Below are 25,929 nucleotides of genomic sequence, written 5' to 3'. Positions count from 1 at the left end.
GGTTACGCGAATAATTAGTTCCAGTAAATAGAGCATTTATGAAAAGTTAATAAAAAAAAGACACCGATTGGTGTCTTTTTTTTTGCTGCGCTGTCATCAGGCCCATCTGCCCCTGTTATGAGGGCAGAGGGCTGGACTGACTTACACCGACGGTGGATCGGTTTCGCGGGCAAACACGCGGAAGCCGGCAAGCGCCGTCTTGAACGCTGCAACGGCCGCATCGGCATTGGCAGCATCGCCCATGATCAGGCCCGGGTCATCCGAACCGTCTGGCAGCGTGGTCGGGATCATGGCCTTGGTCAGCAGGTCCGAACCGGCGCCGAACACGAGGATCGGCTTGCCGTGACGGTATTGCTCGCGCAGGAATTCCAGCACCTGTGCGTTCTTGGCCAGCGTGGCCACAGCCTGATCGCCGTCCGGCACGATCACTGCGTCGTACATGACCGATGGGCCAGCTTCGACCGAGATCTCGACGTCGATCGGGTCGCCGTCAAGCGCCTTGACCTTGCCCAGCATGTTACCGACCATGCGTGGCACGGCGCCATCCTTGAGCAGGCTGCCATACTGGCTCTTGACTGCCTTGTCGTCGACACCCGAAGCGATCAGCACCGCGACGCGGCGGCCCTTGATGCCGGTGACACCCGGACGGCTCATCAACGACAGCGCTGGCGATGGCGGGTACGTTGGAATCGGCGCATCCGTTGCCAGTGGCAGCGGTGCCGGCACATCCATGCCCAGACCTTCGGCCACGCGGGACACCAGCACGTTATCGACGTTGGCCAGCAGCGCCAGCACACGCTCGCGCACGGCCGGCGTCTGCACGCGGGTCAGCTCGAAACGGAATGCATTGACGATGTGGTTCTGCTCTGGCGTGCTCTGGCTCTGCCAGAACAGGCGTGCCTGCGAGTAGTGGTCAGCAAACAGTTCCGGGTTGCCGCGCACTTTGTCCGCTGCGATCGTCTCCGGGAAGCTGGTGAAGCCTGCAGGACCAGCCTGGTATGGCACACCGCCGCCCAGCGAATTCGGTTCGTAGTTCACGCGGCCGCGGTTGATGGCCTGGCGATGGAAACCGTCGCGCTGGTTGTTCTGGATCTGGACGATCGGCGAGTTGATCGGGATCTCGTGGAAGTTCGGGCCGCCCAGACGGGTCAGCTGGGTATCCTGGTACGAGAAGTTACGACCTTGCAGCAGCGGATCGTTCGAGAAGTCGATACCCGGCACGACGTGCGACGTGCAGAATGCGACTTGCTCGGTTTCGGCAAAGAAGTTGTCCGGGTTGCGGTCCAGCACCATCTTGCCGACCGGGGTCAGCGGCACCAGCTCTTCAGGGATCAGCTTGGTCGAATCGAGCACGTCGAACGGGAAGCTGGCAGCTTGTTCTTCGGTGAAGATCTGAAGGCCCAGTTCCCATTCAGGGAAATTGCCCGCTTCGATGGCTTCCCACAGGTCGCGGCGGTGGAAGTCGGAATCGGCGCCCGAGATGCGGACGGCTTCGTCCCACACCAGCGAGTGCGTACCCTGCATTGGCGTCCAGTGGAATTTCACGAAACGCGCTTCGCCCTGTGCATTGATCAGGCGGAACGTGTGCACGCCGAAGCCCTGCATCGTGCGGTAGCTGCGCGGAATGGCGCGGTCCGACATCGTCCACATCAGCATGTGCGCGATTTCTGGCGACAGCGAAGCAAAGTCCCAGAAGGTGTCGTGAGCGGTAGCCGCCTGCGGCATCGCGTGATGCGGTTCCGGCTTGGCTGCGTGCACCAGGTCAGGGAACTTCATGGCGTCCTGGATGAAGAACACGGGCATGTTATTGCCCACCAGATCCCAGTTGCCTTCTTCGGTGTAGAACTTGACCGCAAAACCACGCACGTCACGTGCGGTGTCGGTCGAACCACGCTCGCCGGCCACGGTCGAGAAGCGCAGGAACACTGGCGTGCGCTTGCCCTTCTTGGCAAACGGGATCGCGCGGGTCAGCGCGCTGAAGTTGTCATAGGACTCGAAATAGCCGTGGGCAGCCGAACCGCGTGCGTGCACGACGCGCTCAGGAATGCGCTCATGGTCGAAATGGCTGATCTTTTCGCGCAGCACGAAGTCTTCGAGCAGGGTCGGACCGCGCAGGCCGGCCTTCAGCGAATGCTGGTTGTCCGAAACAGGCACGCCCTGGTTGGTCGTCAGGTGACGGTCGGCCGGGTCGACACGCACGCGGTCGAGTGGATCGACGGTGGCGTTTTCGCCTTTTGGCGGATTGCCATCGCCAACCTTGTCGTTGGCGATGATTTCGGTCGTCGTGCTGCCGGTGGCGGCGTGGGTCGACGGCTTGAAGGTTTCGCCGACTGCTGGCGTACGCGATGCATCGCCGTACTCGCTGGCCTTGTTGGCATTGAACGGACGTGCCGCTGCGAGCTCTTGCTCAGCAGGGATCTTATCGAGCAGACGATCCGCGATCGGGTTGCTGACGCCAAGGCTCTGTGGCGGCTTGGCATCGGATGGACCGGCTACCGTGCTCAGGACCGATCCGGCGCCATCGAATGAGCTAGGGTGCTTTGATGTTGGCATGCTGTTCCTTGTCTGTTATAGAAATAATTAAACTCCCGATAACATAGCCCAGCACGTTGCCCTTCAACTGTGAGTTCACACACACACAGGAAGATCAGTATTTAATTATTCCTATGATATCGATCAGGATTTTCAATCAGTGACTTGCTGAAAAATAAAGAAGATATTCGTGTGGCATTGATACCTGTCGGCGCCCAGTTCAGAACCACAACAAGCGGTGTCAGGAGGCTATTAACATGACTGATCGACGCCGCTCGTGCCTGCTTGTATCGACACGAATGGCAGACACACTACGAGGCAAGTGCCTTGTGCATGGGCACTCTTGATGACCAGCGTGCCACCATGTGCGGCGACTTGTTCCTGCTGCGTCGCCAGGCCAAAGCTCCCCGACTTGCTGAGCGCCTGCGGGGCGAAACCGACGCCGTTGTCGCTGATGCTGAGCTCGAGCATGCCATCAGCGGCGACCAGGCGCAGCTGAACGCGGTCGGCAAGCGAATGGCGACACACGTTGTCGAGCGATTCGCGCAGCACGCGGTATAAACTTATCAGGATGTCTTCCTCGATCTGCAGATCGTCAAGATGCCCGTCAGCCTGCACGTCGCAGACGATGCCACTCGTACGGGTGAATTTGCGCGCCTCGATTTCCAGCGTGGCCACGACGCCCAGCTCAAGGCCAGCAGGCCGTAACTCGCTCAGCAGGTGCTTGACGGTGCGCAGCGTCTCGTCGATGTTGCCCAGCGCCGCGCTTACCCAATCGTGCAGGTGGCCATGGTTGTCGTTCGTTTGCCGGTGCAGGGTGACGATGTCGAGCCGCAAGGCCAGCAGGTTCTGGCCAAGGCAATCGTGGATCTCGCGCGAGATCCGCTTGCGCTCGGCCTCGCTGCTGGCGCGCTGGTGGGCCAGTAATGAATGCAGTTGCTGTTCGGACGCGCGTAACGCTGCTTCGGAATGCTGGCAGGAGATGATCTTTTCGACCAGTGCCTGGTTGACGAGCATTTGCCCTTCGGTCAACTGGCGCATGGATGCTTCGAGTCCGTCATCGGCAACCACGTCCGCATAGCGCGATGGCGCCATGGCATTGCGCAGTTGGTCAGGTGCTTTACTGTGACGATTGCGGAGTCGGGTTCGCATGGCAATCACCTGTGGTTCACGCGCGAAAAAGGGATGGTTTCCTGCTGCCTGTTGTGAGACGCTAAGTATTTTGCTGATGCAAGTCAAGCGGAACCGCTGGGAACATACGCAAAATCACGCGCGCATGGTGGCTGCGTGTTTGTTTGTGGGTGGCAGCAACGGCGCACCATGCAGCTTGGATAAATTGGTTCTCAATAGGTTTGCAGGCGCGTTCGTCAAGCAGGCTGCAATCGATCTGGATCAATCTTGCTGCCGGTTGATGGATCGTTGTTCAGAGCGACGAAATGGCCTTAACCAGGTTGTTTCTGGCGTGCTGCTCCAGACGTTGCGCGACGGCGGGCGTCGTGTATATCTGCTTGCGCTCGAGGAAGCCCTGCAACACGGCGCGGCGCTTGACGGCATAGACCTCTGGCGGCACCCATAAATATTCGGCGCCGATCTGCCGCGTGTACTCGGCAAAGCGCGCAGCGGGCGCGCCCAGGATCGCCAGGTCGATATCGACCAGCAAAGCCTGATCCGGTGAGGCGGGCAGGGCAGTGTGGCAGGTGGCCATGATCAGGTCATGCACGCGCTGGCAGCGGGCCGCATCGACGCCGCCGGCCTTTAATGCGTCAATGGCCCAGTGCGCCGAGCGTGCTTCGTTATCGTGGCCCTGCACGTCGTAGACGGCGTCGTGGAACCACAGGGCAAGTTCGATGTCGGCAGGCTGTTCGGCATGCGCGCGCAGCGTGTCGAACAGCACCAGGCATTCGCCGAGGTGTTGCAGCGTGTGGTAATGGCGCTGGGGCTCGTCCCACGCGCGCAGCAACTGCTCGCACAAGCCGGTGGGCGGGGCCAAGTTGAGGGCTGTCCAGGTTGCAAACCAGCGTGCGAGGTTACGTTGATAGGGCATCAATGATGAATGCGTCAGTTAAACACCTTGTTCCTGGGAAGTGCGCCACGCTATCGACATCTGACGTCGACCTGAGTCTCTCCGGCGTGGGCGCCTTTCATGCCTGTCACTGTACATGTAGTGATCTCATCAGGAAGCCGTTTTGCTAACGACATCTCGCCGAACGCACCGTAGTCACACCTGAGCCATTTACCGTCAGGGTGCTGACCATCCAGTGCGTATGTCCGTCTTCAACCTGTTTTGGTTTTCGTGGCATCGCGTTCACGAAGCACGCCGAGACGTTCCGGCGGACCATCAGCCGGCGCAGCGCTGCTCAAGTACAGCGGCGAAGAGACAAATGGTGTCCATTCCTCACCAGGCGCGGCCAGGTTAAGAGATGCCTCAGGGATCGATTGGGGACATACATAGCTTGTTGGCGCTGCGTGGGCCGCGAGGTGGGCCGACAGCAAAGCTGCTGCGGCTACATATCGAATTTTCATGGATCACTCGATCACGAAAAATGCATCGGCATTGTTGGAAGGGGCGATCGATCAGCCATGATGATCTTGCCTTCCTACGGATAATGCGCTTGCCAGTTATAACCCTTAAAATCTCGTCATATAATTTATACATCAAAATCACATCGTACTATTTTTTCGATCTCTCTGGGCATCTAAAGCCGTCTGGATTGACGAGTAACTGTTTGAATGATGGTCCACCTCGATCGACAGATGCTGATGAGAGCAGCACGTGATAAGGCCCTAATTTTGATGGGTTTGCAGGTGCGTTTCGCAGGTCCGAGTTCGTCGGACTTCAATATGAAGACATGACCCACTACGATTGTGACGGTGTGGAGCTTTCAATAAGTCAGTATAAGACGGATCAGGGAGGTGCCGGTTGAACTGTATTCATACCTTATGCACGCGGTGGACGCTGGCCGGTTGAGGTGTTGAAGAATCGGCTGGTGTTAGCGCGCACCGACGACGGCCCACTTTTCACACCTATCAATCGGCACGGCCAAGTCGTCGGGAGCAAAGCGCTTACGCCACAGTCCGTTGCGTTGATCGTAAAGGCGTCCATGCGTACGATGGCCGGCAACGACGTAGCGAAGAACGTTGCAGGGCACAGTTTGCGCGCCGGTTACTGTACTGAGGCCGCAATGACCGAGTTGCAGTCATATCATATCCGCGAGCAAACTGGCCATAAGTCAGACGTTACGCTTGAGAGGTATATTCGACCAGTAGCGAAACGCAAGATTCCGAGCTTGCTCTAATCCCCGTTTTAATGCTGATCCTCTAGCCGTGACTGCACGTGAGGATACTTCACCTAGCGAAACGAGTTTCCAATATCTGTTTCGGGCTACCTTGCAACGAACTATTTACCGATGACAAATCGGTACGAAAGCTTACATCAGAAACGCGGGAATCGTCAGGATTTCTTACAGAAGGTACATCGCCCATAGCAAATACCTTCATATTTCGCGACGCGAACACTTCATCATATTTTCTATCCATACTTTCGACAAAATCGGTACCTAGCGTCCTTGCAACGACACGCCATAATTTTTTTTTCAAGTCTGTACGGAACCCTAGATCAGCTTCGACGCTTGAGATTAGTTCTAATATTCCTGTACCGCCGGATAGACTCTGGAGCATTAAAGAAATTACTAATCCACTGCCAGGGGAAGGCTCCCGCAACTGTTCTAGTCCGAAGTGATGTATGCGAAAACTTAAGGTGGTCGACTTTACTTCAGCGACCATTGTTGGCGAAGAAAAATCAAAACGATCATAAATATCAGAATGCCATAGCTCAACCGCTCGTGCGACGTCCGAACTATTTAAAATTACCCATAGTTCTGCCCATAGACCAGAAATTTCACCAACTGCGGGCTGAGACATGGCACGGAACGTCTCTAACAGTTCAGCAATAATATCGGCAAGATCTTCTGTGCCGCAGGTGACAGGCAGCGCATCGATTGATGCGCTTACGCAGCGGATAAAGATGTCGTAAAACTCTGGCGACTCTACGCTGCACGAAATCATGGCAAATTGTGCGGAAAGGTAATTTCCTCCAACTTTCACCGCACAAGTTACGTGAAACTCCGCTTTTAAGTGCTTGAGGGTACGGCCGACGACGTACCGAGTTGCACTAGAGTCCCGAAGCAGAAAGATAGGCTCGCCGCTAGGACCTTTTACTATAAAATCATCGCGCCGCGCCGAAACTTTGATCGCGTCATACTCCTCGTGGGTAGCAGACTTCGGCATGCGCCTAAATTCGTCGAGGACAAATACAGACATTACTGCCTCTCCTCGATAATTAATCCTTTATTCCAGCGCTTCGGTACGTTAAGTGCGAACCATGTTACCTCGAGAATATCGGCGCTGCTTCCGCCTCGTACATTCGCGCCAAGGTTGAATCGTCGCAAATGCAGCGACACGCGGTCTGGTGAGCGGAAATCGCTGTCGTTAACTGATCCAGCGCTTTGGCTAAAATACTGATTTATCGGGGCCGACGGATGTCCGTCGGGAAAACCACGACCGGCATCGCGCTTACGATAATTAGGAACCAAATTGTTCATAAGATAGACGTCAGCAACCAAGTCACTATTCTTACCCAATAACTCCGCAATCGCAATCAGCATGGCGCTATGCTCTTCAGCGTCGGTGGGGTCCTTGACCTGTAGGCGCAGCAGAAAGTCCTCGAGAATTACTTTTAAAGGCACTGCTTCGATAATCCAGTTTGGCGATGTGCCTCTGGCCGATTGAAAGCGCGGGAAAACTGCTGCATTTACTGCAGGACCGAATTTCTGTGACCACGCTTGCTCGACTTCTGTTAAAAGCTGACGGTTGTTTAAGACTGCGTCTTGACCACGTTGTAGCGCACCAGGCACCATCCACTTATCAAAAGCTATCCTTTTGATCCTTAGTCCAACGACATTGGGTCGTGTGGCACGCATCATCTTGTTAAGCAAAAAATCTCGTCGCCAGTTGCGCAAAGGTTGTCCCCGAATAGAGTCGAGTTCCTTACGGACGAATTCCTCATGCTCTACATATTCGGTGAAACCAGTTATAACGTTAGACTGCACGAAAACACGACATAAGCCGAGGTAATGTTTTTTATATCCAAAGAACCGCGCCCGTTGTTGAAGCGTATCGGCCGCAGCGCTACTTCCGAGCGGACGAGGCATGTAAGTGGAACATAGACCTTCAACAGTGTAGCCGCGGTCAAGCTTATTGCCGCCTACCAATATCCAATATGCGTTTTGCTTCCAATCGATGTTCTTTTCAGCATCTGCCGTAGAGTTTACTTCTACGCAATGCAGCTCTGTAAAAACGTCCTCAACCATGGCATCAATTAACTCGTCAAGCGGACGTATTTTCGGAAATGATTTACTAAGAGAATCATACTCAGCTTGAAATTTCTTAGTCACCGCAGGCAAATCTTTTTTTGCGTTGCACTCGACAAAGGTGCGCAACGTCTTCAGAGACAAATCCATCCATTGCTTATATTGCTTGTGCGAGGTCGTAGCCATTGCTGGGTGGACCATCATGGATCGATTCATGTCCTTTCCACGCACTTGCGTAATCGCATGATGAGATGCTGACAAAAGGAAGAAACGGAGGGCGCTGATGAGTGTTTTTGGCGATCCACTAAGAGGATTGTCAGTGGACGGCACCTCTGCGGCAGGAATCTCAATAATTAATTGTTGAGGTTTCTTGAAGAACGCTTTACCTCCGGTGTACGACGCACCCGGTGTTACTAACTCAGCGAAAGAAGGGTCGAGAAGGTCAGTGCGGGCAAGCAGTAGAGTGGCCTGCGGTGTGGCCGTGTACTGAAGATAAGAATGATGTGGTATCGCATCTCTTACATTGCAAACACAGTCGTATATTGTACTTGACTCATCTGCACCGCTCGCGAGGTTTTGGGCTGCCTTAGTGTTGAGGCTTGCCTGATCGCCCTCGTCGTCAATTATAAGGACAGGAATGCTGGACAAAGGCAAGAGTGCCATGACTGTTGCAAGATTCTCCAAGTGGTTTTTTTGCTTCAGCACTGTGATTAACACAGCGCGTCGCTTGATGTTGTTTCGTGACCAGGCAGATAATCGATCCTCAATTTGTTGAGCTGCGCCTGCTGCTGGATTTGATACGTGGTACCAGACGCCACCGTCGTCAATGCCTAAGTCCTTTTTGAGCCGTTTTTCTGATTGTTCCTTCAGATTTGTTTTTGTGCCAGCCAAGACAATTACGACCCCGTAGCCGTTATCTCTTGCCAAGGACATGACTACCTCGAAAGACATTGTCTTCCCGCTCTGCACGTAGCCGACGACTAAGCCAGTCTCTCGACCGTTAGGTTCTGTGGGTGGCAAACAGCGTCCCAAAATTCTTTGAGACTCAACAAGCACGCAGTTGTCACCTTTCGCTAGATCGTCATATGATGGGCCATTCGGATCAGACCCTTTCCGTTTTAGGAATTCATCAGTAAAATCTTTCGCTTCAGGGATCCACAAAAGGGGAGGCGTGGCTCGATGCAGAATTTTTATGGAAGTCGTCATTTAGGTAGGTGGCGTCATGGCGCCCCTCAACAAGTCGTTAAAAAAATGAAGAGTTGTTTGCGGTGGTTCCCCGGTTAAGTCTTCCGTCAAAACTAGGGAAATACAGAGACCGGATGCAAGGCGAAGAAAGAGTTCAATATTCTCATTGGCCGTTCCCAAATATTTGGCCGAAAAGGGATGGGCTAGTGATAGATCTAAGGTGAGCCGACGAGTTCTCGAACCGTCTTTACATTGTTTCGCTACGTCTGATTTGCCGACCGCAATCCAGTTTTCCGTTGCCGGGTCGACCGATGTTCTAAGAGTCACGATCCAGTAATAGCCTCCATCGTGAAACTCGACAGTGCGCTCGGACGCCTGCAAATCGCTGGATCGGATTTCGTCCGGCAATTCGCTTGGTGCAACCGGGTTACTACGTGCGCGGGCAACTATGGGAGCGACCACAGTCTCGAGATGTTTCGCTACACTTGACGTTGCGTCACCGGCTTTTTGTTGTATCGAACGCTTCGTCGGCATCGACCTGAAATTTTCAGCTTGCGTTATAAGCTTCAGTTCGCCTTCCTCAATCGCCTCCGCCAACAATTCCAAAAATTCATCCTCATATTCCTCCCATCGAAAGCCATCCTTAGTATGGCTGACATCAAATCCTTCTAGGTGTAATTCACCAAAAATTCGCTGGTAAGGGTAACTCGTCGCATGTTTGAATATCTGCTTCGGCCGGTAAGTGTCATCGTGGCTACCTTCTATTAAACGATCTCTGCGGAAAAGCGCAAATCCTGCCATTGATGTCGACGCTTTTTCTCGAAGTGCCACAAAGCCGGTGACTTTTTGCCCTGCGCCAAAATCGAGGAGGATTTCTTTTCTCCATTGGACAGCACCAACACCGGCATCAGTCCGTGGCAGGCCTACTCCATCATAAGGACAGGCCGTTAGTATTGAGGGTGTTTCATACGCTAGAGCTTCATCGTTAAAACGAATTGATAGTAATCCGCTTCGGATGAAAACGCGGTAAATACTTGCGAGATGGTCTTTGATCTTGCCTACAGTACGACCTCTTGGAATATGGTGCAAATTACGGAGGACAATGGTTGTATAGTGAGCGGATGGTGGCATTGGCTCAACGCACGCAAGTAACGATTGGACATTTCGCTCGACGATATCGTTTATATCAAAGCGAATCGTGCGCTCCACCGTTTCACCTAGGGCCTTAGTGCGAACTGTCCAGTTACTAGCAAACCAACATGCAGCGCTTTTCATACCCATGCCAAATTCAGAAAGTCCAGATTTATTTGCAGGGGCTTGAGCAGGCCTAAAGGCGCGAGAAAAATCGGCACGTGCGATCCCGGCTGCATTGTCTGAGATGATAATCTGCCCAGTGCTGGTCGTATCAATGGAGACTGCTACAATAAGTCGAAAATCATCACCATGCAGGACCTTTAACTGCTTTTCATTGTAGAGGAAGCTTTGAATGGAGTTATCTATAAACTCGGCTATTGCGAACCAAGGTTCGTAATTGAGATGTCGTAGAACTGACAGCATTGTCACTTCTGGCCGAATCTCAACCTCGTTGTTGAAGAAATCAGGCAATTCCGAGTCATTCATGCTGCCACGTCCAGTTCAAAAAGTTGCGCAGCGCTGAACGTGCTGGAAGTTCCAGACACGCCTGAAAGCAAGGCTTCTGCTACAAATTCGACAACTCGCGAATTGACCGCATTTCCTAACGCGTGATAAGCCATTGTGGGGCTGCTCGGAAGTTGCAAACTGTCGAGGCATTGCAGTTTTGCGCATTCCGTAGGTGTCATGTAGCGCCTTTCCCATGCGATGATCGGTACTTGGGTGTCAGTCATCGCGATCAAACTCGGAGCCGTCGTACGTCGCTTAACTCGCACCCCAGAAGCGCGGAACTGGAGCACGTGTTGCCATATTTCTCGTGTCTCACCTTTAGCGTTCCACTCTAACTTTTGCAAGCTAGACGGAAACTTCAAAATTCTTGGCAACCAAGCGTCAATCCACGATTTATTGTCCTGGTAAAATTTCCGGTTTTGTCGAATGAAATCCTTTTTCCACTTAGGAAACTCAAGTTGCTGAGTACGTGCATGGCTTGGAAGTGCTGACCATCTGCCTTCAAGAGTACGAAGGTGGCCCAAGACTGCGCCATGGCTACCTTTCATCTTTAGAAGCCCATCCATGCCATGGTGTATCTTCCTCGCGAAAGGAGTATCGAACTCAAATGGGTATGTCGCTCCCCACTCCATAGACCAAAGCGGGAAAGAGGGTAAATCAACGTCCGGCGGGCATGCACTCAGGAATTCATTCCAAACTTCTAGGCATGAGGTCACCTGTGCGGAAAGTTGTTTAGCGCCGACCGGATTTTTATCCAAAATTGAAGCAATTGAAGTCTCCGCGGTAGACGTCGATGGCCATTTGAATTTTAGCAAGGGCTCACGCGAACCAACAATGTATACCCTCTCACGTATTTGAGGGATCCCGAAATGGTGCGGAGAAAACTTCTCAGCGCGAATGTGATATCCCAGTCCGTCCAGACCTAACCGGTCCCTTATTTTCTCCCAAGTTCGGCCATCATCATGCTTTAATAGATTCGGGACATTCTCAAGTATGAAGAAGCTAGGGCGTCTTGCTTCTAAAATTGCCGCAACGTTGAAAAACAAATTGCCTTGTTCAGTGCACTCAAATCCGAGTTGTTCACCGGCCTTAGAAAACGGTTGGCAAGGGAAGCCAGCGGTTAGGACGTCATGTTCTGGGATCGCCTCGGGTTCGATTTTTGTTATATCACCTAGGGGATACAACCCATGGTTTATACGGTAGAGGTCGCGAAGATGGCTCTTCCACTCGGCCGCGAAAACGCATTCGCCGCCTAAATTTTTGAGAGCGACGTGAAAGCCGCCTAGACCGGCAAAGAGATCGATAAAGCGGAATTTTTTCTGGGCCATAGGAACGAATGGTAACTGGCAGCTGTTCTGCTCAAAAAAACAGCAAGGCACAGAGCCGTGGCGACGAAAGGCCGTCAAGATACCATTAGACAATAAGACTGTTTTTTTGTACAGTAAATTTAACGGGAATCGCTACCTGAATTTGAAGCCTGTTAGCTGTGTATTTTGCGTATTGACTCAAGTGCCTCTCAGCAAAAGGAAGGACTCTCTTTATAGGTTCGGTTGAATCAACACAAGTGCCGGGTTGCAGCGGGAAACGTGCCTTTCACAGGGTCGTACCAAAGGTTTGCAAGCGGTTCCCGAGCGACAGCGGGACTCTGACCTCCTAGCGTCCGTACTCTCCGCTCGGCGTATTGACACCGGGATACTTGTTCAACTGGACATGCTTTGGGTGAGGTAGCCTGACATAGGCTTTGTCCGCAGCAACTTGCTAATTGACGTACATGCACCGATACCTGATACACACGCCACAACTTACTGGCGATTCAGTTGACTAGTATAGCTAAGCCTCGTGCAGCCATGTATGAATCGCCGCGCCACGTGGAGGTCGTAGAACTTGCGGCGAGCGTGCGCCAAACGTGCTGCTTCGTCGATACTGCCACCTTTATACAAGGCGTTAAACCGGCATGAGCATCATGCTGAAGCACATCCTCGACCTTGGCCAGGTGCGTTTGCGGATGAATGCCCTTGCGGTGTGGCGAGTAGGCGAACCAGACTGCTGGCGGGCTCAACTCACTGGCCGTTCGGCAAGCAGCGCGAGGTTCGTATCGACGGCAAACCGATCAAGGTCTGGGCCCTTAAGTTCGCAGAACTGCGAAGTTCGATCCACGACCAGCCGGCCGGCGACGACTCGGGCGGTAACAAGGCGCTGGGATGACGCAGCCTTAGTTGCGCAAGCGAGTGCCAAAAGCCCTAGGCCAGAAAAGCTTTATACCAACGGCGGACACCGCACGAAATGTGCGCGTTTTAAAGAACGGAGCTAACCAAACTTGAGAGATTCTCGTCCAAGTCAAATTGATATAAGATCGCAAGGCTAGCAATAGAAGTTGCCATCGCTTTTTGTAGTGGGCGCATATTCGTTGAGGACACGGCGGCTTTACGATTGTCTTCGGATGAGCGAACGATTCGCGGAGTATCGTCGAGAAAGCTTCGGCAGGCAACGCGCATTGATTCAAGGAGCTGTTTTGTTTCACTCTGAAAATCAACCGATTGCAATGTTACGGTTAACGTCCGTCTGATGTCCAAGACAGACTCAGTTAAGTGCTCTGAACGGCCTGAATGCTGATACTCATATCTCGATAAATACAATGCACGACGATCTTCGAGGTAAATAAGTAGTTTGCGTATCGCGTCCCTCTCCGAGGCCGGGGGAGTCCAGGACAAACCCAGAAATGGTGTAGAGATTCCCGTAAGATTTGTGCGTAACCATTGAAAAGTAAGTTTCATAGTTTCAAGAAAATTTTGAAAATAACAAGCAACTGAGCTTTAAAATACCTTTTTTAATAGCTCATCGCACTTGAGGGCAGCTGCCGAACGGCCGCTCGTGGGTCAGGCTGTGTCAAACGCAAAACGAACAGCACGCCGGCGACAATCGGCCTCTCATAATACTTTCTCACGGATGCTGAACTTGCCCGAACGGCGGACCGTATGAAATCTGATATGAGGCGTGCGACCGATATGGTTAACGGCGGGTATCTATCACTTGTGCCGCTCGATTCAGTACAAGAGAGAAAATCCACAAAGCGGGCCAAGGAGCATATATCAGCCGCAAACAATCCTGACTAACGCTACCTCCTTTGCATCGATAGATTTGTGTAGTTACGCGTGTAGCGATTCGCTAAATTCTGGAAATACTTTATCTAAGTGCTTGTAATTAAAAGGAAAAAATTCACATCAAAATCACATCATACTGTTCCTGGTGATATCCCTTCTCGACCTGCAGCGAAATGCGCTTGCCGATGAAGTCCCCCAGCATGGCCAGGTGCTGCGATTCTTCTTCCAGGAACAGATCGATCACTTCTTGCGACGCGACGATGCGGAACTCGCGCGGGTTGAACTGCTTGGCTTCGCGCAGCAGTTCGCGCAGGATTTCGTAGCAGATCGTCCGGCTGGTTTTCACCTGGCCCTTGCCGGAGCAGGCCGGGCAGGGTTCGCACAGGATGTGGGCCAGCGATTCGCGCGTGCGCTTCCTCGTCATTTCCACCAGGCCCAGCGCCGAGAAGTTACTCACGGAGACCTTGGTGCGGTCGCGTGCCAGGGTTTTCTTCAGCTCGGCGAGCACCTGGTTGCGGTGCTCGTTGTTCTCCATGTCGATGAAGTCGAGGATGATGATGCCGCCCAGGTTGCGCAGGCGCAGCTGACGCGCGATGGCGTGCGCCGATTCGAGATTCGTCTTGAAGATGGTGTCGGCAAAATTGCGCCCGCCAACGTAGCCGCCCGTGTTGACGTCGATGGTCGTCATCGCCTCGGTCTGGTCGACGATCAGGTAGCCGCCCGATTTCAGGTCGACGCGGCGACCGAGCGCGCGCAGGATTTCTTCTTCGACGCCGTACAGGTCGAACAGCGGCCGCTCGCCCGTGTAGTGCGCCATGCGCGAGAGCACGCTCGGCGTGTAGACCTGCGCGAATTCGACGAGTTTCAGGTAATTCTCGCGCGAGTCGACCTGGATGGTGGCGGTTTCGTCGTGCACGAAGTCGCGCAGTACGCGCTGGGCCAGCGACAGGTCCTGGTAGAGCAGGGTGGTCGGTGGCCGGGTGCGGGCGCCCTGGACAATGGCGCCCCAGGTTTTGCGCAGGTAGTCGACGTCGGCGGCCAGGTCGTCGTCCGGTGCTTCTTCGGCCATCGTGCGCACGATGTAGCCGCCTTTTTCGTCGGGCGGCAGCAAGTTTTGCAGGCGCGTGCGCAGGCGTTCGCGCTCGCTTTCCTTTTCGATTTTTTGCGAGATGCCGATGTGCTGGTCTTGCGGCAGGTACACCAGCATGCGCCCGGCAATCGAGATCTGGGTCGACAGGCGCGCGCCCTTGGTGCCGATCGGGTCCTTGATGACCTGGACAGTTAATACCTGGCCGTCGAACAGCAGTTTTTCAATCGCGGTAGGTGGGACGTTGCTGCCGTCATGGCTGCGCGCTTCCCAGATGTCGGCCACGTGCAGGAAAGCGGCGCGTTCCAGGCCGATGTCGATAAACGCCGACTGCATGCCTGGCAGCACGCGCACGACCTTGCCCAGATAGACATTCCCCGCCAACCCACGCGTGAGCGTGCGCTCGATGTGCAGTTCCTGCACCGCGCCTTGCAAGACCAGCGCGACGCGTGTTTCCTGCGGCGTGATGTTGATGAGAATATCTTCGTTCATGGACCCTGCCGCACGTATTGTTCAGGGTGATCATGATACACGCTCACGGGGCATCGCCGGGGCGGGAAGGCGATCAATTCAGACCGTCAGGCCCGCCTTGCGCAGCAAACTGGCGGTCTCGAACAGGGGCAGGCCCATGATGCCGGAGTGGCTGCCTTCGATGTGCTCGATGAACAGCGCCGCCGGGCCTTGAATGCCATAACCGCCGGCCTTGTCGTACGGCTCGGGTGTGGCGCAATAGGCGCGGATCTGTTCCGGCGTGAGTTTGGCAAAGCGCACGTTCGATACTTGCGTAACTTGCTCGGCCACGCGTTCGGCGTGCACGGCGACCGAGGTCAGCACCTGGTGCGTACGACCTGACAGGCGCTCGAGCATGGCGATCGCCTCTCGGTTATCCGCTGGCTTGCCGAGAATTTCGCCATCGATCGTGACAGTGGTGTCTGCCGTCAATACCGGGCGCAGCGGCTGGCGCCGTTGCAGGAGCAGGTTGAAGGCAAACGCGCCTTTTTCCTTGGCAACGCGCGCCACGTAATGGTGCACGTCTTCGTCCGACAGCACGTCTTCGCTGACGTCGACCGCGCGGGCCGGATCACTGCGCAGCAGCATCAGCTCGAAGTCAACGCCAATCTGGCGCAGCAATTCGCGTCGGCGCGGGCTTTTCGAAGCGAGGTAGATCTTGTTCTGGTTGTTTCTCATCGATTCGGACGATCAGGCAAGGCTGTCGGGCAGGTAAGGAATTACTGCAAAAGCAAAATTCAGACCCGGTGGTAAGGGTGATTCTGGGTGATTGACCAGGCACGATATAACTGCTCCGCCAGCATGACCCGCACCATACCGTGCGGCAGCGTCATGCTGGAAATACGGATCAGGCCCTCGGCACGCGCCTTGAGCTCGGGATCGAGACCATCGGCGCCACCGATCAGGAATGCGGTGTCGCGCCCGTCACGTTGCCAGGTTTCCAGCTGCTGCGACAGGCCGACGCTCGTCAGGTCGCGGCCGCGCTCGTCGAGCGCGATGATGCGGACGCCCTTGGGCAAGACCGCTTCGATGCGCTCGCGTTCGAGCGCCATCGCCGTGGCGGCGGTCTTGCTGCCAGAGCGCTCGACCGGCTTGATTTCCTTGAGCACGATGCGCAGCTCGGGTGGCATGCGCTTCGTGTACTCGGTGAAACCCGACTCGATCCAGGCCGGCATCTTGTGACCGACCGCGGCAATGATCAATTGCATGGACGCTTACTCGGCATCCTTCTTGATACGACGGATCACTTTCTTGGCTGGCGCCTCGACCGCTGGCGCTTCTTTCGGCGCGGCAGCTTTCACGGCGCGCTTTGGCGGCTTGGCCTTGGTCGCTTCGACAGCGGCGGTCTCGGTCTTGCTCGGGCCGACCTTCACGGTCTTGCCGCTTGGGACGGCCTTGGCGGCAACCTTCTTGGCAGCCGGCTTCTTGGCGGCAGCAGGGCCTTCGGCAGCGATGGTCTTGGCGACGGTGGCGGCGCGCTTGGCGGCAGGTTTACGTTCGTTGACCGGCTTGGCCTCGACCTTGTCCTGGTTGGCGGCAAGGTGCTTCGACTTCGGCTTGGCTTCGTCGGCCTCAGCGCCTTCAGCGGTCGACTTGCGCTTGGCGGCGCCCAGCTTGACCGGCTTTTCGCCCCAGATTTCTTCGAGGCGGTAGTACTGGCGAATGGCCGGCTGCATGATGTGGACGATGATGTCGCCCAGGTCGACCAGCACCCATTCACCGGTGTCCTCGCCTTCCATGCCGATGACGTCGCCGCCGGCAGCCTTGACCTTGTCGCGCACCGATGCGGCCAGCGACTTGGTCTGGCGATTCGAGGTGCCCGAGACGACGGCGATGCGGTCGAACAGGCTGGTCAGGTGCGTCGTGTCGAACATGACGATGTCCTGGCCCTTGACATCTTCCAGGGCGTCAACGACGAGGGTTTGAAGTTTCTTGAGATCCATTAGTTTTTGTACAGGTTATGTTGTTGAATATAGTCTAGCACTTGCGCCATTGCGAGCGCGTTTGCGTCCGCTTCCTGGCCCGCGTGCAAGGCCGCACGAATGCGGCTTGACGAAATGTCGACGTCCAGCGTCGGTGCGAGGCAAACTTTTCCGTGGCTGCTTGCGCGCACGGTGTCGGGCGTCGCAAGGCGCGTCGACAATTCTTGTGCCACCGGTGGCGGCAAGGTTTCTTGCGCCAGGTCGTACCCAGGGCGCGTGGCCACGCCGAGGTTGGCCAGCGCGAACAGTTCGCGCCATTCATTCCAGGTATCCAGATTGCGCAGCTGGTCGGCGCCCATCAGGAATACGATCGATACCTGCGGGCCGAGTTCCCGGCGCAGCGCGCGCAAGGTCTCGACCGTGTAGGTTGGCGTCGTGCGTTCGATTTCCTGCAGGTCGAACACGACGTGCAACTGGTCGTTGTTCAGTGGTCTGAACGCCAGTTCGAGCATCGCGATGCGATGCGCGTCACCCGCTTCCATGCCGTTCTTTTGCCAGGGGCGGCCGGCGGGCAGGATGCGCAATTCGTCCGCCTGCAACAAGCCGCAAAACAATTGGCCCAGCGCGACATGGCCGAGGTGCACCGGATCGAAGCTGCCGCCCAGCACGGCGATGCAGGCCGTCACGGCGCGAGCCAGTCCCGGTGCGGCAAAAAGTCGGTCGTCAGGCGCGCTTCCGGGCTGCCCGGCTCGGGGTGCCAGTCGTAGCGCCACTTGACGATCGGCGGCATCGACATCAGGATCGCCTCGGTGCGCCCGCCCGATTGCAGGCCGAACAGCGTGCCGCGGTCCCACACCAGGTTGAACTCGACATAACGGCCGCGCCGGTAAGCCTGGAAATCGCGCTCGCGCTCGCCGTATGGGCGGTCCTTGTGGCGCGTCAGGATCGGCAGGTAGGCCGTGGTAAAGCTGTTGCCGACGCTTTGCATCAGCGCGCACGACTGCTCGAACCCCAGTTCGTTCAGGTCGTCGAAAAAGATGCCGCCCACGCCGCGCGCTTCCTTGCGGTGCTTCAGATAAAAATACTCGTCGCACCAGGTCTTGAAGCGCGGATGCAGCGTCGGACCGAACGGCGCCAGCGCGTCGTGGCAGCTCTGGTGGAAGTGGCGCGCGTCGGCCTCGTCGCCGTAGTACGGCGTGAGGTCCATGCCGCCGCCGAACCACCAGACCGGCTCTTCGCCGGGCGCGGTCGCTTCGAAAAACCGCACGTTCATGTGCACCGTCGGCGCGTATGGATTGCGCGGATGCAGCACCAGCGACACGCCCATTGCTTCCCAGGCGCGGCCTGCCAGTTCGGGGCGCACGGCGCTGGCCGACGGGGGCAGGGCAGCGCCCATCACGTGCGAAAAGTTCACGCCGCCGCGCTCGAACACATTGCCTTCTTCGATCAGGCGCGAGATGCCACCGCCGCCTTCGGGCCGTTCCCATGCGTCGCGCAGGAATGGCTTGCCATCGACCTGTTCGAGGTCCTGGACGATACGTGCCTGGAGGTCGAGCAACCAGGCCTTGATGGCTGCGCTATGAAGGGATGGCATGGAACGATCGCGGTCGGGAAATGAAAAGAGCGCAGATTGTACACCTGCGCACGTGGTGGTCACTCGTTGTGAGGATGGTGCTTACTTAATGCCGCGCCAGCCGATGTCGCGCCGGTACTGCGCGCCATTGAAGTGGATCTTCTCGACCGTCTCGTAGGCGCGCTTCTGCGCCATCTTGACGCTGTCGCCCAGACCCACGACGCATAGCACGCGGCCGCCACTGGCCTGCAGCGTGCCGCCCACGACGCGCGTGCCGGCGTGGAAGGTGACGCATTCGGGTACTTCGGGCGGGATGCCGTCGATGACGTCGCCCTTGCGCGGACTGTCGGGGTAGCCAGCGGCGGCCATCACGACGCCCACGGCGGTGCGGCGGTCCCATTCGAGTTCGACCGTGTCGAGCGTGCCGTTGCAGGCGTGCTCCAGCACGGTGGCGAAGTCGCTTTTCAGGCGCGCCATGATCGGCTGGGTTTCCGGGTCGCCCATGCGGCAGTTGAATTCGAGCGTGCGCGGATTGCCGTCGGCATCGATCATCAGGCCGGCGTACAGGAAGCCCGTGAACGGAATGCCGTCGCGCGCCATGCCCTGGATGGTCGGGTTGATGATTTCGCGCATCACGCGCGCATGCATCGACGGCGTGACGATCGGCGCCGGCGAGTACGCACCCATGCCGCCCGTGTTCGGGCCCTGGTCGTGGTCTTTCAGGCGCTTGTGGTCCTGGCTCGTGGCCAGGGCCAGCACGTTCTTGCCGTCGCACATGACGATGAAGCTGGCTTCTTCGCCGGCCAGGAATTCTTCGATGACGATGCGTGCGCCGGCGTCGCCAAAGGCGTTATCGGCCAGCATATGCTCTACCGCGCCATGCGCTTCTTCCAGCGTCATGGCGACGACAACGCCCTTGCCGGCCGCCAGGCCGTCGGCCTTGATGACGATCGGGGCGCCGTTGGCGTCGATGTAGGCGTGGGCCGCAGCGGCATCAGAGAATGTCTCGTACTTCGCGGTCGGGATGCCGTGGCGCTGCATGAACGACTTGGCGAAATCTTTCGAGCTCTCGAGCTGGGCTGCTTCGCGGGTGGGGCCGAAGATCTTCAGGCCGCGCGAGCGGAACAGGTTGACGATGCCGGCAGCCAGCGGTACTTCAGGGCCCACCAGCGTCAGCGCGATGTGCTCGGCCACGACGAAGTCGGCCAGCGCCTGCGGCTCGTGCAGGTCGACCGTCACCAGGCGCGTGTCGAGCTCGGTGCCGCCGTTGCCGGGAGCGACGAACACCGTCTGCACGCGTTCCGATTGGGCCAGTTTCCACGCCAGCGCGTGTTCGCGGCCGCCCGAGCCGACTACGAGAATTTTCATATTGCCTACCAGGTTATTCGTCGATCACGGCGTTGGTGAACACTTCCTGGACGTCGTCCAGGTTTTCCAGTGCATCGAGCAGCTTTTGCATCTTGATCGCGTCGTCGCCCGTGAACACCGTTTCGGTGGCGGGTTTCATGATGACTTCGGCCACTTCGGCCTTGAAGCCGGCCGCTTCGAGCGCTTCTTTCACCGACGCGAAGGCGTGCGGATCGCACAGCACTTCGAAGCCGCCTTCGTCGTCGGCCGCGACATCGTCGGCGCCGGCTTCGAGCGCCGCTTCCATCAGCTTGTCTTCGTCCACGCCCGGCGCGAACAGGAACTGGCCCGTGTGCTGGAACATGAACGCAACCGAACCTTCGGTGCCCATATTGCCGCCGTTCTTGCTGAACGCGTGGCGCACTTCGGCCACGGTCCGCACGCGGTTGTCGGTCAGGCACTCGACGATGATCGCCGCGCCGCCGATGCCATAGCCTTCGTAGCGCACTTCTTCGTAGTTGACGCCTTCGAGTTCGCCCGAACCGCGCTGGATCGCGCGCGTGACGTTATCTTTCGGCATGTTCGCATCGGCCGCCTTCTCGACTGCCAGGCGCAGGCGCGGATTGGACGGGATGTCGCTGCCGCCCATGCGCGCGGCGACGGTGATTTCCTTGATCAGGCGCGTCCAGATCTTGCCGCGCTTGGCGTCAGTTGCGGCCTTTTTGTGCTTGATATTGGCCCATTTGCTGTGTCCAGCCATGTCGAGAATTCCTTAGACGGTATGCAAGAGTGGCCGACATTCTAGCATAGCGCCCCCTTGCAAAAAGGTCCAAGGGCCATCAAGCCGGGGGCGCGAATCGGCATGGAAACAACAGTCTGGCGCGCCGGTGCTTTCGCCGCCGACGAGCACGAATACGGTATTCTTGGTGCACACAAAGGAGAACTGCATGCACGCCAAAGCAATCCGCATCGCCGCCAATGGCGGCCCCGAGGTGATGGAGTATGTCGATGTCGACGTGGGCGCGCCCGGCCCGGGCGAGATCCTGCTGCGTCAGCACGCGATCGGCCTGAACTTCATCGACGTGTATTTTCGCACCGGCCTGTACCCGCAGCCGCTACCCGGCGGCCTGGGCAAGGAAGGCGCGGGCGTGGTCAAGGCGGTGGGCGAGGGCGTGACCAACGTGCAGCCGGGCGACCGCGTCGCGTACGCCGGCGGGCCCAACGGCGCCTACGCCGAGCTGCGCGTGATGCCGGCCGCGGTTGTCGTCAAGCTGCCCGACGCGATCTCGTTCGAGACGGCAGCGGCCATGATGCTGCAGGGCCTGACGGTGCAATACCTGTTTCGCTCGACCTACCCGCTGAAGGCCGGCCAGACAATCCTGTTCCACGCCGCAGCCGGCGGCGTGGGCCTGATCGCCTGCCAGTGGGCCCGCGCCCTTGGCGTGAAATTGATCGGCACCGTCGGCTCCAAAGAGAAGGGCGAACTGGCGCTGGCGCATGGCGCTGCGCATGTCATCAACTACAACGACGAGGACATCGTCGCGCGTGTGAAAGAGATCACGGGCGGGGTCGGCGTGCCGGTGGTGTATGACTCAGTGGGCAAGGACACGTTTGCCGCGTCGCTCGACTGCCTGCAGCGGCGCGGCCTGATGGTCAGCTTCGGCAATGCGTCCGGCGCCGTGGAACCGTTCACGCCTGGCGAGCTGGCCAAGCGCGGTTCGCTGTACATCACGCGCCCGACCCTGTTCGACTACATGACCAATCAGCAGGAAGCCGAAGCGATGTCGGCCGAGTTGTTCGAGATGGTCACGAGCGGCAAGGTGACCATCAACGTCAACCAGACGTTCCCGCTGGCGCAGGCGGCCGATGCGCACCGCGCGCTGGAGTCGCGCCGCACCACGGGCTCGACGGTGCTGCTGCCATGAGGGATACCCGTGACGAGTCGCCGTTTGCGCCGCCATCGCGGCCGACGGGCGATGGCGCGCCGAAATTCGGGCGGCTGCTGGTCGTGCTGGTGCTGGCCTTGCTGCTGGTCGTGGCCATCACGTTCGGGTCGGAGGCGTATTTCAGTTAGCAGTAAATGGGCGGACGTAAAAAAAGCCAGGCAGCGTTGCCTGGCTTTCGGTCCGTCTTCAAGGCCTGGTCAAGCGCCCGGTTCCTTCGTCACCACGACGCGGCGTGCCACGCCCGACTGGCCAGGGAAGCCCTCGAACGCGCTTTGCACCAGCGCTGGCATGACTTCAGGCGTCGACATATTGCGGCTCGTGTTGTGCACGGTTACTTCGAACAGGCGCTTGCCGTCGCGCGACGACTTGATCGCCACCTGCAGCTCGCGCCGGTACTGGTGCTCGATCGAGGTCTGGTAGGACGGGTACGGGCCCCAGAACGGATCGTAGAACGGGCTGTACCAGCCGCCCCAGTAGCGGCGGTTGAAGCCGCCGCGGTAGCCGCCGTAGCCGAAGCGCGCGCTCGGATAGAAATACGGCGTCATCAACGGTTCGATCACGCGCACCGGCACGTCGGTGGTGGTAAAGCGCATCGATACCGTCAACTCCGGCGTTGCGCCGTTGGCATCGCGGAAGCCCTGGCGTGCCAGCTGGCCACGCACCAGGTTCTGGTAGCTGCGCCACTCGAGGGTATCGTCCTGCGGTGAAGGGACTTCAAACACATAGCTCTTGTCGGCAATCTGCGCCGGCCATTGGTGGAACGTGGTGACATCGCTGCGGATGCTCGTCGCGCAGCCGCCCAGCAGCAACGCGAACGCGGTACCCAGAGCGATGGTGATGAAGCGTTTCATGCAAATCTCCCGTTTGTCTTGTCGGTCTTTCCCCGATCTTCAAGATTACCCGTTGTTCAGATTCGGTGGAGCCACTTTTACACCCGGTTACCGTGCATACAAAGCGATACATGGCAATTCGTCGGCGGCGATCCAAAAGCTTGTTGGTAAAATAAGCCCCTCATCCACTGTGTCAGCCCGAGCCCACCATGCGCCCCGATACGCCCCAGACCATCTTCCGCAAGGACTATACCCCGCCCAGCTATCTGGTGGATACCGTCGAACTGGGCTTCGACCTGGACCCGGCGCGCACCGTCGTGGCCAGCCGGCTTACGCTGCGGCGCAACCCGGCCGCCACTACGCGCGGCATCGAACTGCACGGCGAAGACATCGAGCTGGTGGCGCTGCGCCTGAATGGCAAGCTGCTGGGCAAGCGCGACTACACGCTGGCCAACAACCTGTTGACGATCCGCTCGGCGCCGGACGATGTGGTGCTCGAGATCGAATCGCTGTGCGCACCCGATAAAAACACGACGTTGAGCGGCTTGTACGTGTCCAACGGCAACTTCTTCACGCAGTGCGAAGCCGAAGGCTTCCGCCGCATCACGTACTTCCCGGACCGTCCGGACGTGATGGCCAAGTTCACCGTGATGCTGCGCGCCGACAAGGCCCGCTATCCGGTGTTGCTGTCCAACGGCAATCTGCTCGAAGAAGGCGACCTGGACGATGGCCGCCACTATGCACTGTGGGAAGACCCGTTCAAGAAGCCGTCCTACCTGTTCGCCCTGGTGGCCGCGCAACTGGTCTGCCAGGAAGAAACCTTCCGCTTGGCCGACGGTCGCGACGCGCTGCTGCAGGTGTGGGTCGAGGACGGTAACCTGGACAAGACCGATTACGCGATGCAGTCGCTCAAGCACAGCATCCGCTGGGACGAAGAAAAATACGGACTCGAGCTCGACCTGGACCGCTTCATGATCGTCGCCACCAGCGACTTCAATATGGGCGCGATGGAAAACAAGGGCCTGAACATCTTCAACACCAAGTTCGTGCTGGCCAACCCGCGCGTGGCCACCGACATCGACTTCCAGGGCATCGAGGCGGTGGTGGCGCACGAATACTTCCACAACTGGACCGGCAACCGCGTGACGTGCCGCGACTGGTTCCAGCTGTCGCTGAAAGAAGGCTTGACGGTGTTCCGTGACCAGGAATTCACCGCCGACATGATCGGCACCGCCACCGGGCGCGCCGTCACCCGCATCGACCAGGTGCGCACGCTGCGCCAGGCCCAGTTCCCGGAAGACGCCGGCCCCATGGCGCACCCGGTGCGGCCCGACTCGTTTGTCGAGATCAACAATTTCTATACCGTGACGGTGTACGAAAAAGGCGCCGAAGTCGTGCGCATGTACCAGACGCTGTTTGGCGTTGACGGTTTCCGCAAGGGCATGGACCTGTACTTCGCGCGCCATGACGAGCAAGCCGTCGAGTGCGACGACTTCCGCCACGCGATGGCCGACGCCAACAACCGCGAACTGGGGCAATTCGAGCGCTGGTACAGCCAGGCCGGCACGCCGGTGCTGCGCTTCGAGGGCCGCTGGGACGAGGCCGCGCAGACCTATACGCTCACGCTGTTCCAGACGTGCCCGGCCACGCCCGGCCAACCCGAAAAACTGCCGTTCCACATCCCGGTGGCCGTTGGCCTGCTCGACGCCGCCGGCGCCGACATGCCACTCGTCGTCGATGGCCAGCAGCGCGGCACCACCGCCGTGCTCGAGCTGACCGAGGCCGAGCAGACCTTCGTCTTCACGGGTGTGGCCGGGCAACCGGTCGCCTCGGTGCTGCGCGACTTTTCGGCGCCGGTCATCCTGCAGGGCGGCTACACCGATGCCGACCTGCTGCACCTGTTCAGCCACGACAGCGATCCGGTCAACCGCTGGGAAGCGGGCCAGCGCCTGGCCATGGAGCGCCTGTTGAAACTGACCGGCGAAGCAGGTAGCAAGGACGATGCCGCCGCCAGCCTGAACCTGGACGAGACCTTCATCGAGGCGCTGCGCAAGATCCTGGTCGACGAGACGCTCGATCCGGCCTTCCGCGAGCAGTGCCTGACGCTGCCGTCCGAATCGATGGTGGCCGAGCAGCTCGAGTGCGTCGATCCACTGGCCGTGCACGTCGCGTGCCAGTTCGTGCGCGCCGACCTCGGTGCGCGCCTGCGCAGCGAGCTCATGGCCCAGTACGAGGCCAACGCCACGCCCGGACCCTACAGCCCGGACGCAGCCTCGGCCGGCAAGCGCGCCCTGAAGAACCTGGCCCTGGCCTACCTGAACGCCGCGCCGGACGCCGCCAGCGTCGCACTGGCGCAGCGCCAGTTCGATGAAGCCGACAACATGACCGACCGCGCCGCAGCGCTCTCTGCCCTGGTCGCCGCGCGCGTGCCGCAGGCGGCCGACGCGCTGGCCGTGTTCTATGACGAATTCCAGAACGAGGCTCTGGTCGTGGACAAATGGTTCGCGATGCAGGCGTCAAGCCCGACCACCGACCTGGCCGCCGTGCGCGCGCTGATGACGCACCCGGCCTTCACGCTGCGCAACCCGAACCGCGCGCGCAGCCTGGTGGCGATGTTCTGCGTGAACAATCCGGTACAGTTCCACGCGCCGGATGGCAGCGGCTACGCCTTCTGGGCCGAGCAAGTGATCGCACTCGACGCACTGAACCCGCAAGTGGCCAGCCGCCTGGCGCGCGCCATGGACCGCTGGCGCCGTTACGCGCCGGCCCTGCAGTGGCAGATGCGCGAAGCCTTGCAGAAGGTGGCGGGGCAGGTCAAGCTGTCGAACGACGTGCGCGAGATCGTCGGCAAGGCGCTGGCCAACTAAACATATTCAACACAACCTG

The 25,929-nt window shown here is 58.0% G+C and carries 20 protein-coding genes and 2 pseudogenes; 3 read left to right on the top strand and 19 right to left on the bottom strand.

Going from position 1 to position 25,929, the window contains the following annotated elements; genetic code table 11:
• Positions 1–141 precede the first annotated feature (141 nt).
• From AC56LH_RS15465 to AC56LH_RS15380, 18 genes and pseudogenes are all read right to left on the bottom strand, one after another.
• On the bottom strand, positions 142–2,553 hold the full coding sequence (locus AC56LH_RS15465) for a catalase (RefSeq protein WP_499647445.1): 2,412 nt from the start codon (positions 2,551–2,553) through the stop codon (positions 142–144).
• Positions 2,554–2,784: 231 nt separating this feature from the next.
• The gene (locus AC56LH_RS15460) at positions 2,785–3,684 is read right to left on the bottom strand and encodes a sensor histidine kinase (RefSeq protein WP_499647443.1); all 900 of its coding nucleotides are present in this window, start codon (positions 3,682–3,684) and stop codon (positions 2,785–2,787) included.
• Between the two features lie 271 nt (positions 3,685–3,955).
• Entirely contained in the window at positions 3,956–4,576 is a 621-nt protein-coding gene (locus AC56LH_RS15455) for an HD domain-containing protein (protein WP_499647440.1), read from the bottom strand.
• 50 nt (positions 4,577–4,626) lie between these two features.
• Positions 4,627–5,055 (bottom strand): annotated as a pseudogene (locus AC56LH_RS15450) (STY0301 family protein).
• A gap of 822 nt (positions 5,056–5,877) precedes the next feature.
• Complete coding sequence (locus AC56LH_RS15445) at positions 5,878–6,852, bottom strand: PD-(D/E)XK motif protein (protein ID WP_499647438.1); 975 nt, start codon at positions 6,850–6,852, stop codon at positions 5,878–5,880.
• Positions 6,852–9,107, bottom strand: coding sequence for a Z1 domain-containing protein (locus AC56LH_RS15440; protein WP_499647436.1), 2,256 nt, complete (start codon positions 9,105–9,107; stop codon positions 6,852–6,854). Before AC56LH_RS15440 ends, AC56LH_RS15445 begins: the two co-directional genes overlap by 1 nt.
• A complete protein-coding gene (locus AC56LH_RS15435; RefSeq protein WP_499647434.1) occupies positions 9,108–10,706 on the bottom strand; it encodes an ATP-binding protein in 1,599 nt (532 codons plus the stop codon).
• Entirely contained in the window at positions 10,703–12,055 is a 1,353-nt protein-coding gene (locus AC56LH_RS15430; RefSeq protein WP_499647432.1) for a DNA cytosine methyltransferase, read from the bottom strand. Before AC56LH_RS15430 ends, AC56LH_RS15435 begins: the two co-directional genes overlap by 4 nt.
• A 537-nt stretch (positions 12,056–12,592) precedes the next feature.
• A pseudogene (locus AC56LH_RS15425) lies at positions 12,593–12,780 on the bottom strand (IS66 family transposase); the annotation flags it as partial.
• A 241-nt stretch (positions 12,781–13,021) separates the two neighbouring features.
• Positions 13,022–13,501 (bottom strand): DUF6650 family protein, encoded by a 480-nt coding sequence (locus tag AC56LH_RS15420; protein WP_499647430.1) that lies wholly within the window; start codon positions 13,499–13,501, stop codon positions 13,022–13,024.
• 442 nt (positions 13,502–13,943) lie between these two features.
• Positions 13,944–15,407: a ribonuclease G gene (rng, locus tag AC56LH_RS15415; RefSeq protein ID WP_499455445.1), complete on the bottom strand. Its 1,464-nt coding sequence runs from the start codon at positions 15,405–15,407 to the stop codon at positions 13,944–13,946.
• A gap of 78 nt (positions 15,408–15,485) precedes the next feature.
• Positions 15,486–16,103: a Maf family protein gene (locus tag AC56LH_RS15410; protein ID WP_499647428.1), complete on the bottom strand. Its 618-nt coding sequence runs from the start codon at positions 16,101–16,103 to the stop codon at positions 15,486–15,488.
• A 59-nt stretch (positions 16,104–16,162) separates the two neighbouring features.
• Entirely contained in the window at positions 16,163–16,633 is a 471-nt protein-coding gene (gene rlmH, locus AC56LH_RS15405; RefSeq protein WP_183556438.1) for a 23S rRNA (pseudouridine(1915)-N(3))-methyltransferase RlmH, read from the bottom strand.
• A 6-nt stretch (positions 16,634–16,639) separates the two neighbouring features.
• Entirely contained in the window at positions 16,640–17,368 is a 729-nt protein-coding gene (gene rsfS / locus AC56LH_RS15400; protein ID WP_499647425.1) for a ribosome silencing factor, read from the bottom strand.
• Positions 17,368–18,033: a nicotinate-nucleotide adenylyltransferase gene (locus AC56LH_RS15395; protein ID WP_499647423.1), complete on the bottom strand. Its 666-nt coding sequence runs from the start codon at positions 18,031–18,033 to the stop codon at positions 17,368–17,370. The genes rsfS and AC56LH_RS15395 overlap by 1 nt, the downstream gene beginning before the upstream one ends.
• Complete coding sequence (gene hemF / locus AC56LH_RS15390; protein ID WP_499647421.1) at positions 18,030–18,941, bottom strand: oxygen-dependent coproporphyrinogen oxidase; 912 nt, start codon at positions 18,939–18,941, stop codon at positions 18,030–18,032. Before hemF ends, AC56LH_RS15395 begins: the two co-directional genes overlap by 4 nt.
• A gap of 81 nt (positions 18,942–19,022) precedes the next feature.
• Positions 19,023–20,288, bottom strand: a complete 1,266-nt coding sequence (gene purD / locus AC56LH_RS15385) for a phosphoribosylamine--glycine ligase (protein ID WP_499647419.1) — start codon at positions 20,286–20,288, stop codon at positions 19,023–19,025.
• A 13-nt stretch (positions 20,289–20,301) separates the two neighbouring features.
• Positions 20,302–21,027, bottom strand: coding sequence for a YebC/PmpR family DNA-binding transcriptional regulator (locus AC56LH_RS15380; protein ID WP_183556443.1), 726 nt, complete (start codon positions 21,025–21,027; stop codon positions 20,302–20,304).
• Between the two features lie 187 nt (positions 21,028–21,214).
• Between AC56LH_RS15380 and AC56LH_RS15375 the strand changes: the two genes are divergently transcribed.
• Together AC56LH_RS15375 and AC56LH_RS15370 are read left to right on the top strand one after the other, a co-directional pair.
• Positions 21,215–22,192, top strand: a complete 978-nt coding sequence (locus AC56LH_RS15375) for a quinone oxidoreductase family protein (RefSeq protein WP_499647417.1) — start codon at positions 21,215–21,217, stop codon at positions 22,190–22,192.
• On the top strand, positions 22,189–22,341 hold the full coding sequence (locus AC56LH_RS15370; RefSeq protein ID WP_499647415.1) for a hypothetical protein: 153 nt from the start codon (positions 22,189–22,191) through the stop codon (positions 22,339–22,341). Before AC56LH_RS15375 ends, AC56LH_RS15370 begins: the two co-directional genes overlap by 4 nt.
• Positions 22,342–22,410: 69 nt before the next feature.
• Here the strand turns inward: AC56LH_RS15370 and AC56LH_RS15365 are convergent, their stop codons facing one another.
• Complete coding sequence (locus AC56LH_RS15365) at positions 22,411–23,064, bottom strand: DUF4136 domain-containing protein (RefSeq protein ID WP_499647413.1); 654 nt, start codon at positions 23,062–23,064, stop codon at positions 22,411–22,413.
• Positions 23,065–23,252: 188 nt separating this feature from the next.
• Here AC56LH_RS15365 and pepN point away from each other — a divergent pair, with 188 nt between their 5' ends.
• Complete coding sequence (pepN, locus tag AC56LH_RS15360; protein WP_499647411.1) at positions 23,253–25,910, top strand: aminopeptidase N; 2,658 nt, start codon at positions 23,253–23,255, stop codon at positions 25,908–25,910.
• Positions 25,911–25,929 lie beyond the last annotated feature (19 nt).

This window comes from Telluria sp. LT1R51-2 (genome assembly GCF_059685775.1).
Note: the sequence above shows the minus strand (reverse complement) of the source record. Positions and strands in the feature narration are given on the sequence as shown.

Excerpts from the sequence above, each read along its gene's own strand:
- AC56LH_RS15380 (WP_183556443.1), bottom strand. The coding sequence starts at position 21,027 with ATGGCTGGACACAGCAAATGGGCCAATATCAAGCACAAAAAGGCCGCA.
- rsfS (WP_499647425.1), bottom strand. The coding sequence starts at position 17,368 with ATGGATCTCAAGAAACTTCAAACCCTCGTCGTTGACGCCCTGGAAGAT.
- AC56LH_RS15365 (WP_499647413.1), bottom strand. The coding sequence starts at position 23,064 with ATGAAACGCTTCATCACCATCGCTCTGGGTACCGCGTTCGCGTTGCTG.
- AC56LH_RS15455 (WP_499647440.1), bottom strand. The coding sequence starts at position 4,576 with ATGCCCTATCAACGTAACCTCGCACGCTGGTTTGCAACCTGGACAGCC.
- AC56LH_RS15445 (WP_499647438.1), bottom strand. The coding sequence starts at position 6,852 with ATGTCTGTATTTGTCCTCGACGAATTTAGGCGCATGCCGAAGTCTGCT.
- rng (WP_499455445.1), bottom strand. The coding sequence starts at position 15,407 with ATGAACGAAGATATTCTCATCAACATCACGCCGCAGGAAACACGCGTC.
- AC56LH_RS15410 (WP_499647428.1), bottom strand. The coding sequence starts at position 16,103 with ATGAGAAACAACCAGAACAAGATCTACCTCGCTTCGAAAAGCCCGCGC.
- AC56LH_RS15430 (WP_499647432.1), bottom strand. The coding sequence starts at position 12,055 with ATGGCCCAGAAAAAATTCCGCTTTATCGATCTCTTTGCCGGTCTAGGC.
- hemF (WP_499647421.1), bottom strand. The coding sequence starts at position 18,941 with ATGCCATCCCTTCATAGCGCAGCCATCAAGGCCTGGTTGCTCGACCTC.
- AC56LH_RS15440 (WP_499647436.1), bottom strand. The coding sequence starts at position 9,107 with ATGACGACTTCCATAAAAATTCTGCATCGAGCCACGCCTCCCCTTTTG.
- pepN (WP_499647411.1), top strand. The coding sequence starts at position 23,253 with ATGCGCCCCGATACGCCCCAGACCATCTTCCGCAAGGACTATACCCCG.
- AC56LH_RS15370 (WP_499647415.1), top strand. The coding sequence starts at position 22,189 with ATGAGGGATACCCGTGACGAGTCGCCGTTTGCGCCGCCATCGCGGCCG.
- AC56LH_RS15460 (WP_499647443.1), bottom strand. The coding sequence starts at position 3,684 with ATGCGAACCCGACTCCGCAATCGTCACAGTAAAGCACCTGACCAACTG.
- purD (WP_499647419.1), bottom strand. The coding sequence starts at position 20,288 with ATGAAAATTCTCGTAGTCGGCTCGGGCGGCCGCGAACACGCGCTGGCG.
- AC56LH_RS15420 (WP_499647430.1), bottom strand. The coding sequence starts at position 13,501 with ATGAAACTTACTTTTCAATGGTTACGCACAAATCTTACGGGAATCTCT.
- AC56LH_RS15375 (WP_499647417.1), top strand. The coding sequence starts at position 21,215 with ATGCACGCCAAAGCAATCCGCATCGCCGCCAATGGCGGCCCCGAGGTG.
- AC56LH_RS15465 (WP_499647445.1), bottom strand. The coding sequence starts at position 2,553 with ATGCCAACATCAAAGCACCCTAGCTCATTCGATGGCGCCGGATCGGTC.
- AC56LH_RS15435 (WP_499647434.1), bottom strand. The coding sequence starts at position 10,706 with ATGAATGACTCGGAATTGCCTGATTTCTTCAACAACGAGGTTGAGATT.
- rlmH (WP_183556438.1), bottom strand. The coding sequence starts at position 16,633 with ATGCAATTGATCATTGCCGCGGTCGGTCACAAGATGCCGGCCTGGATC.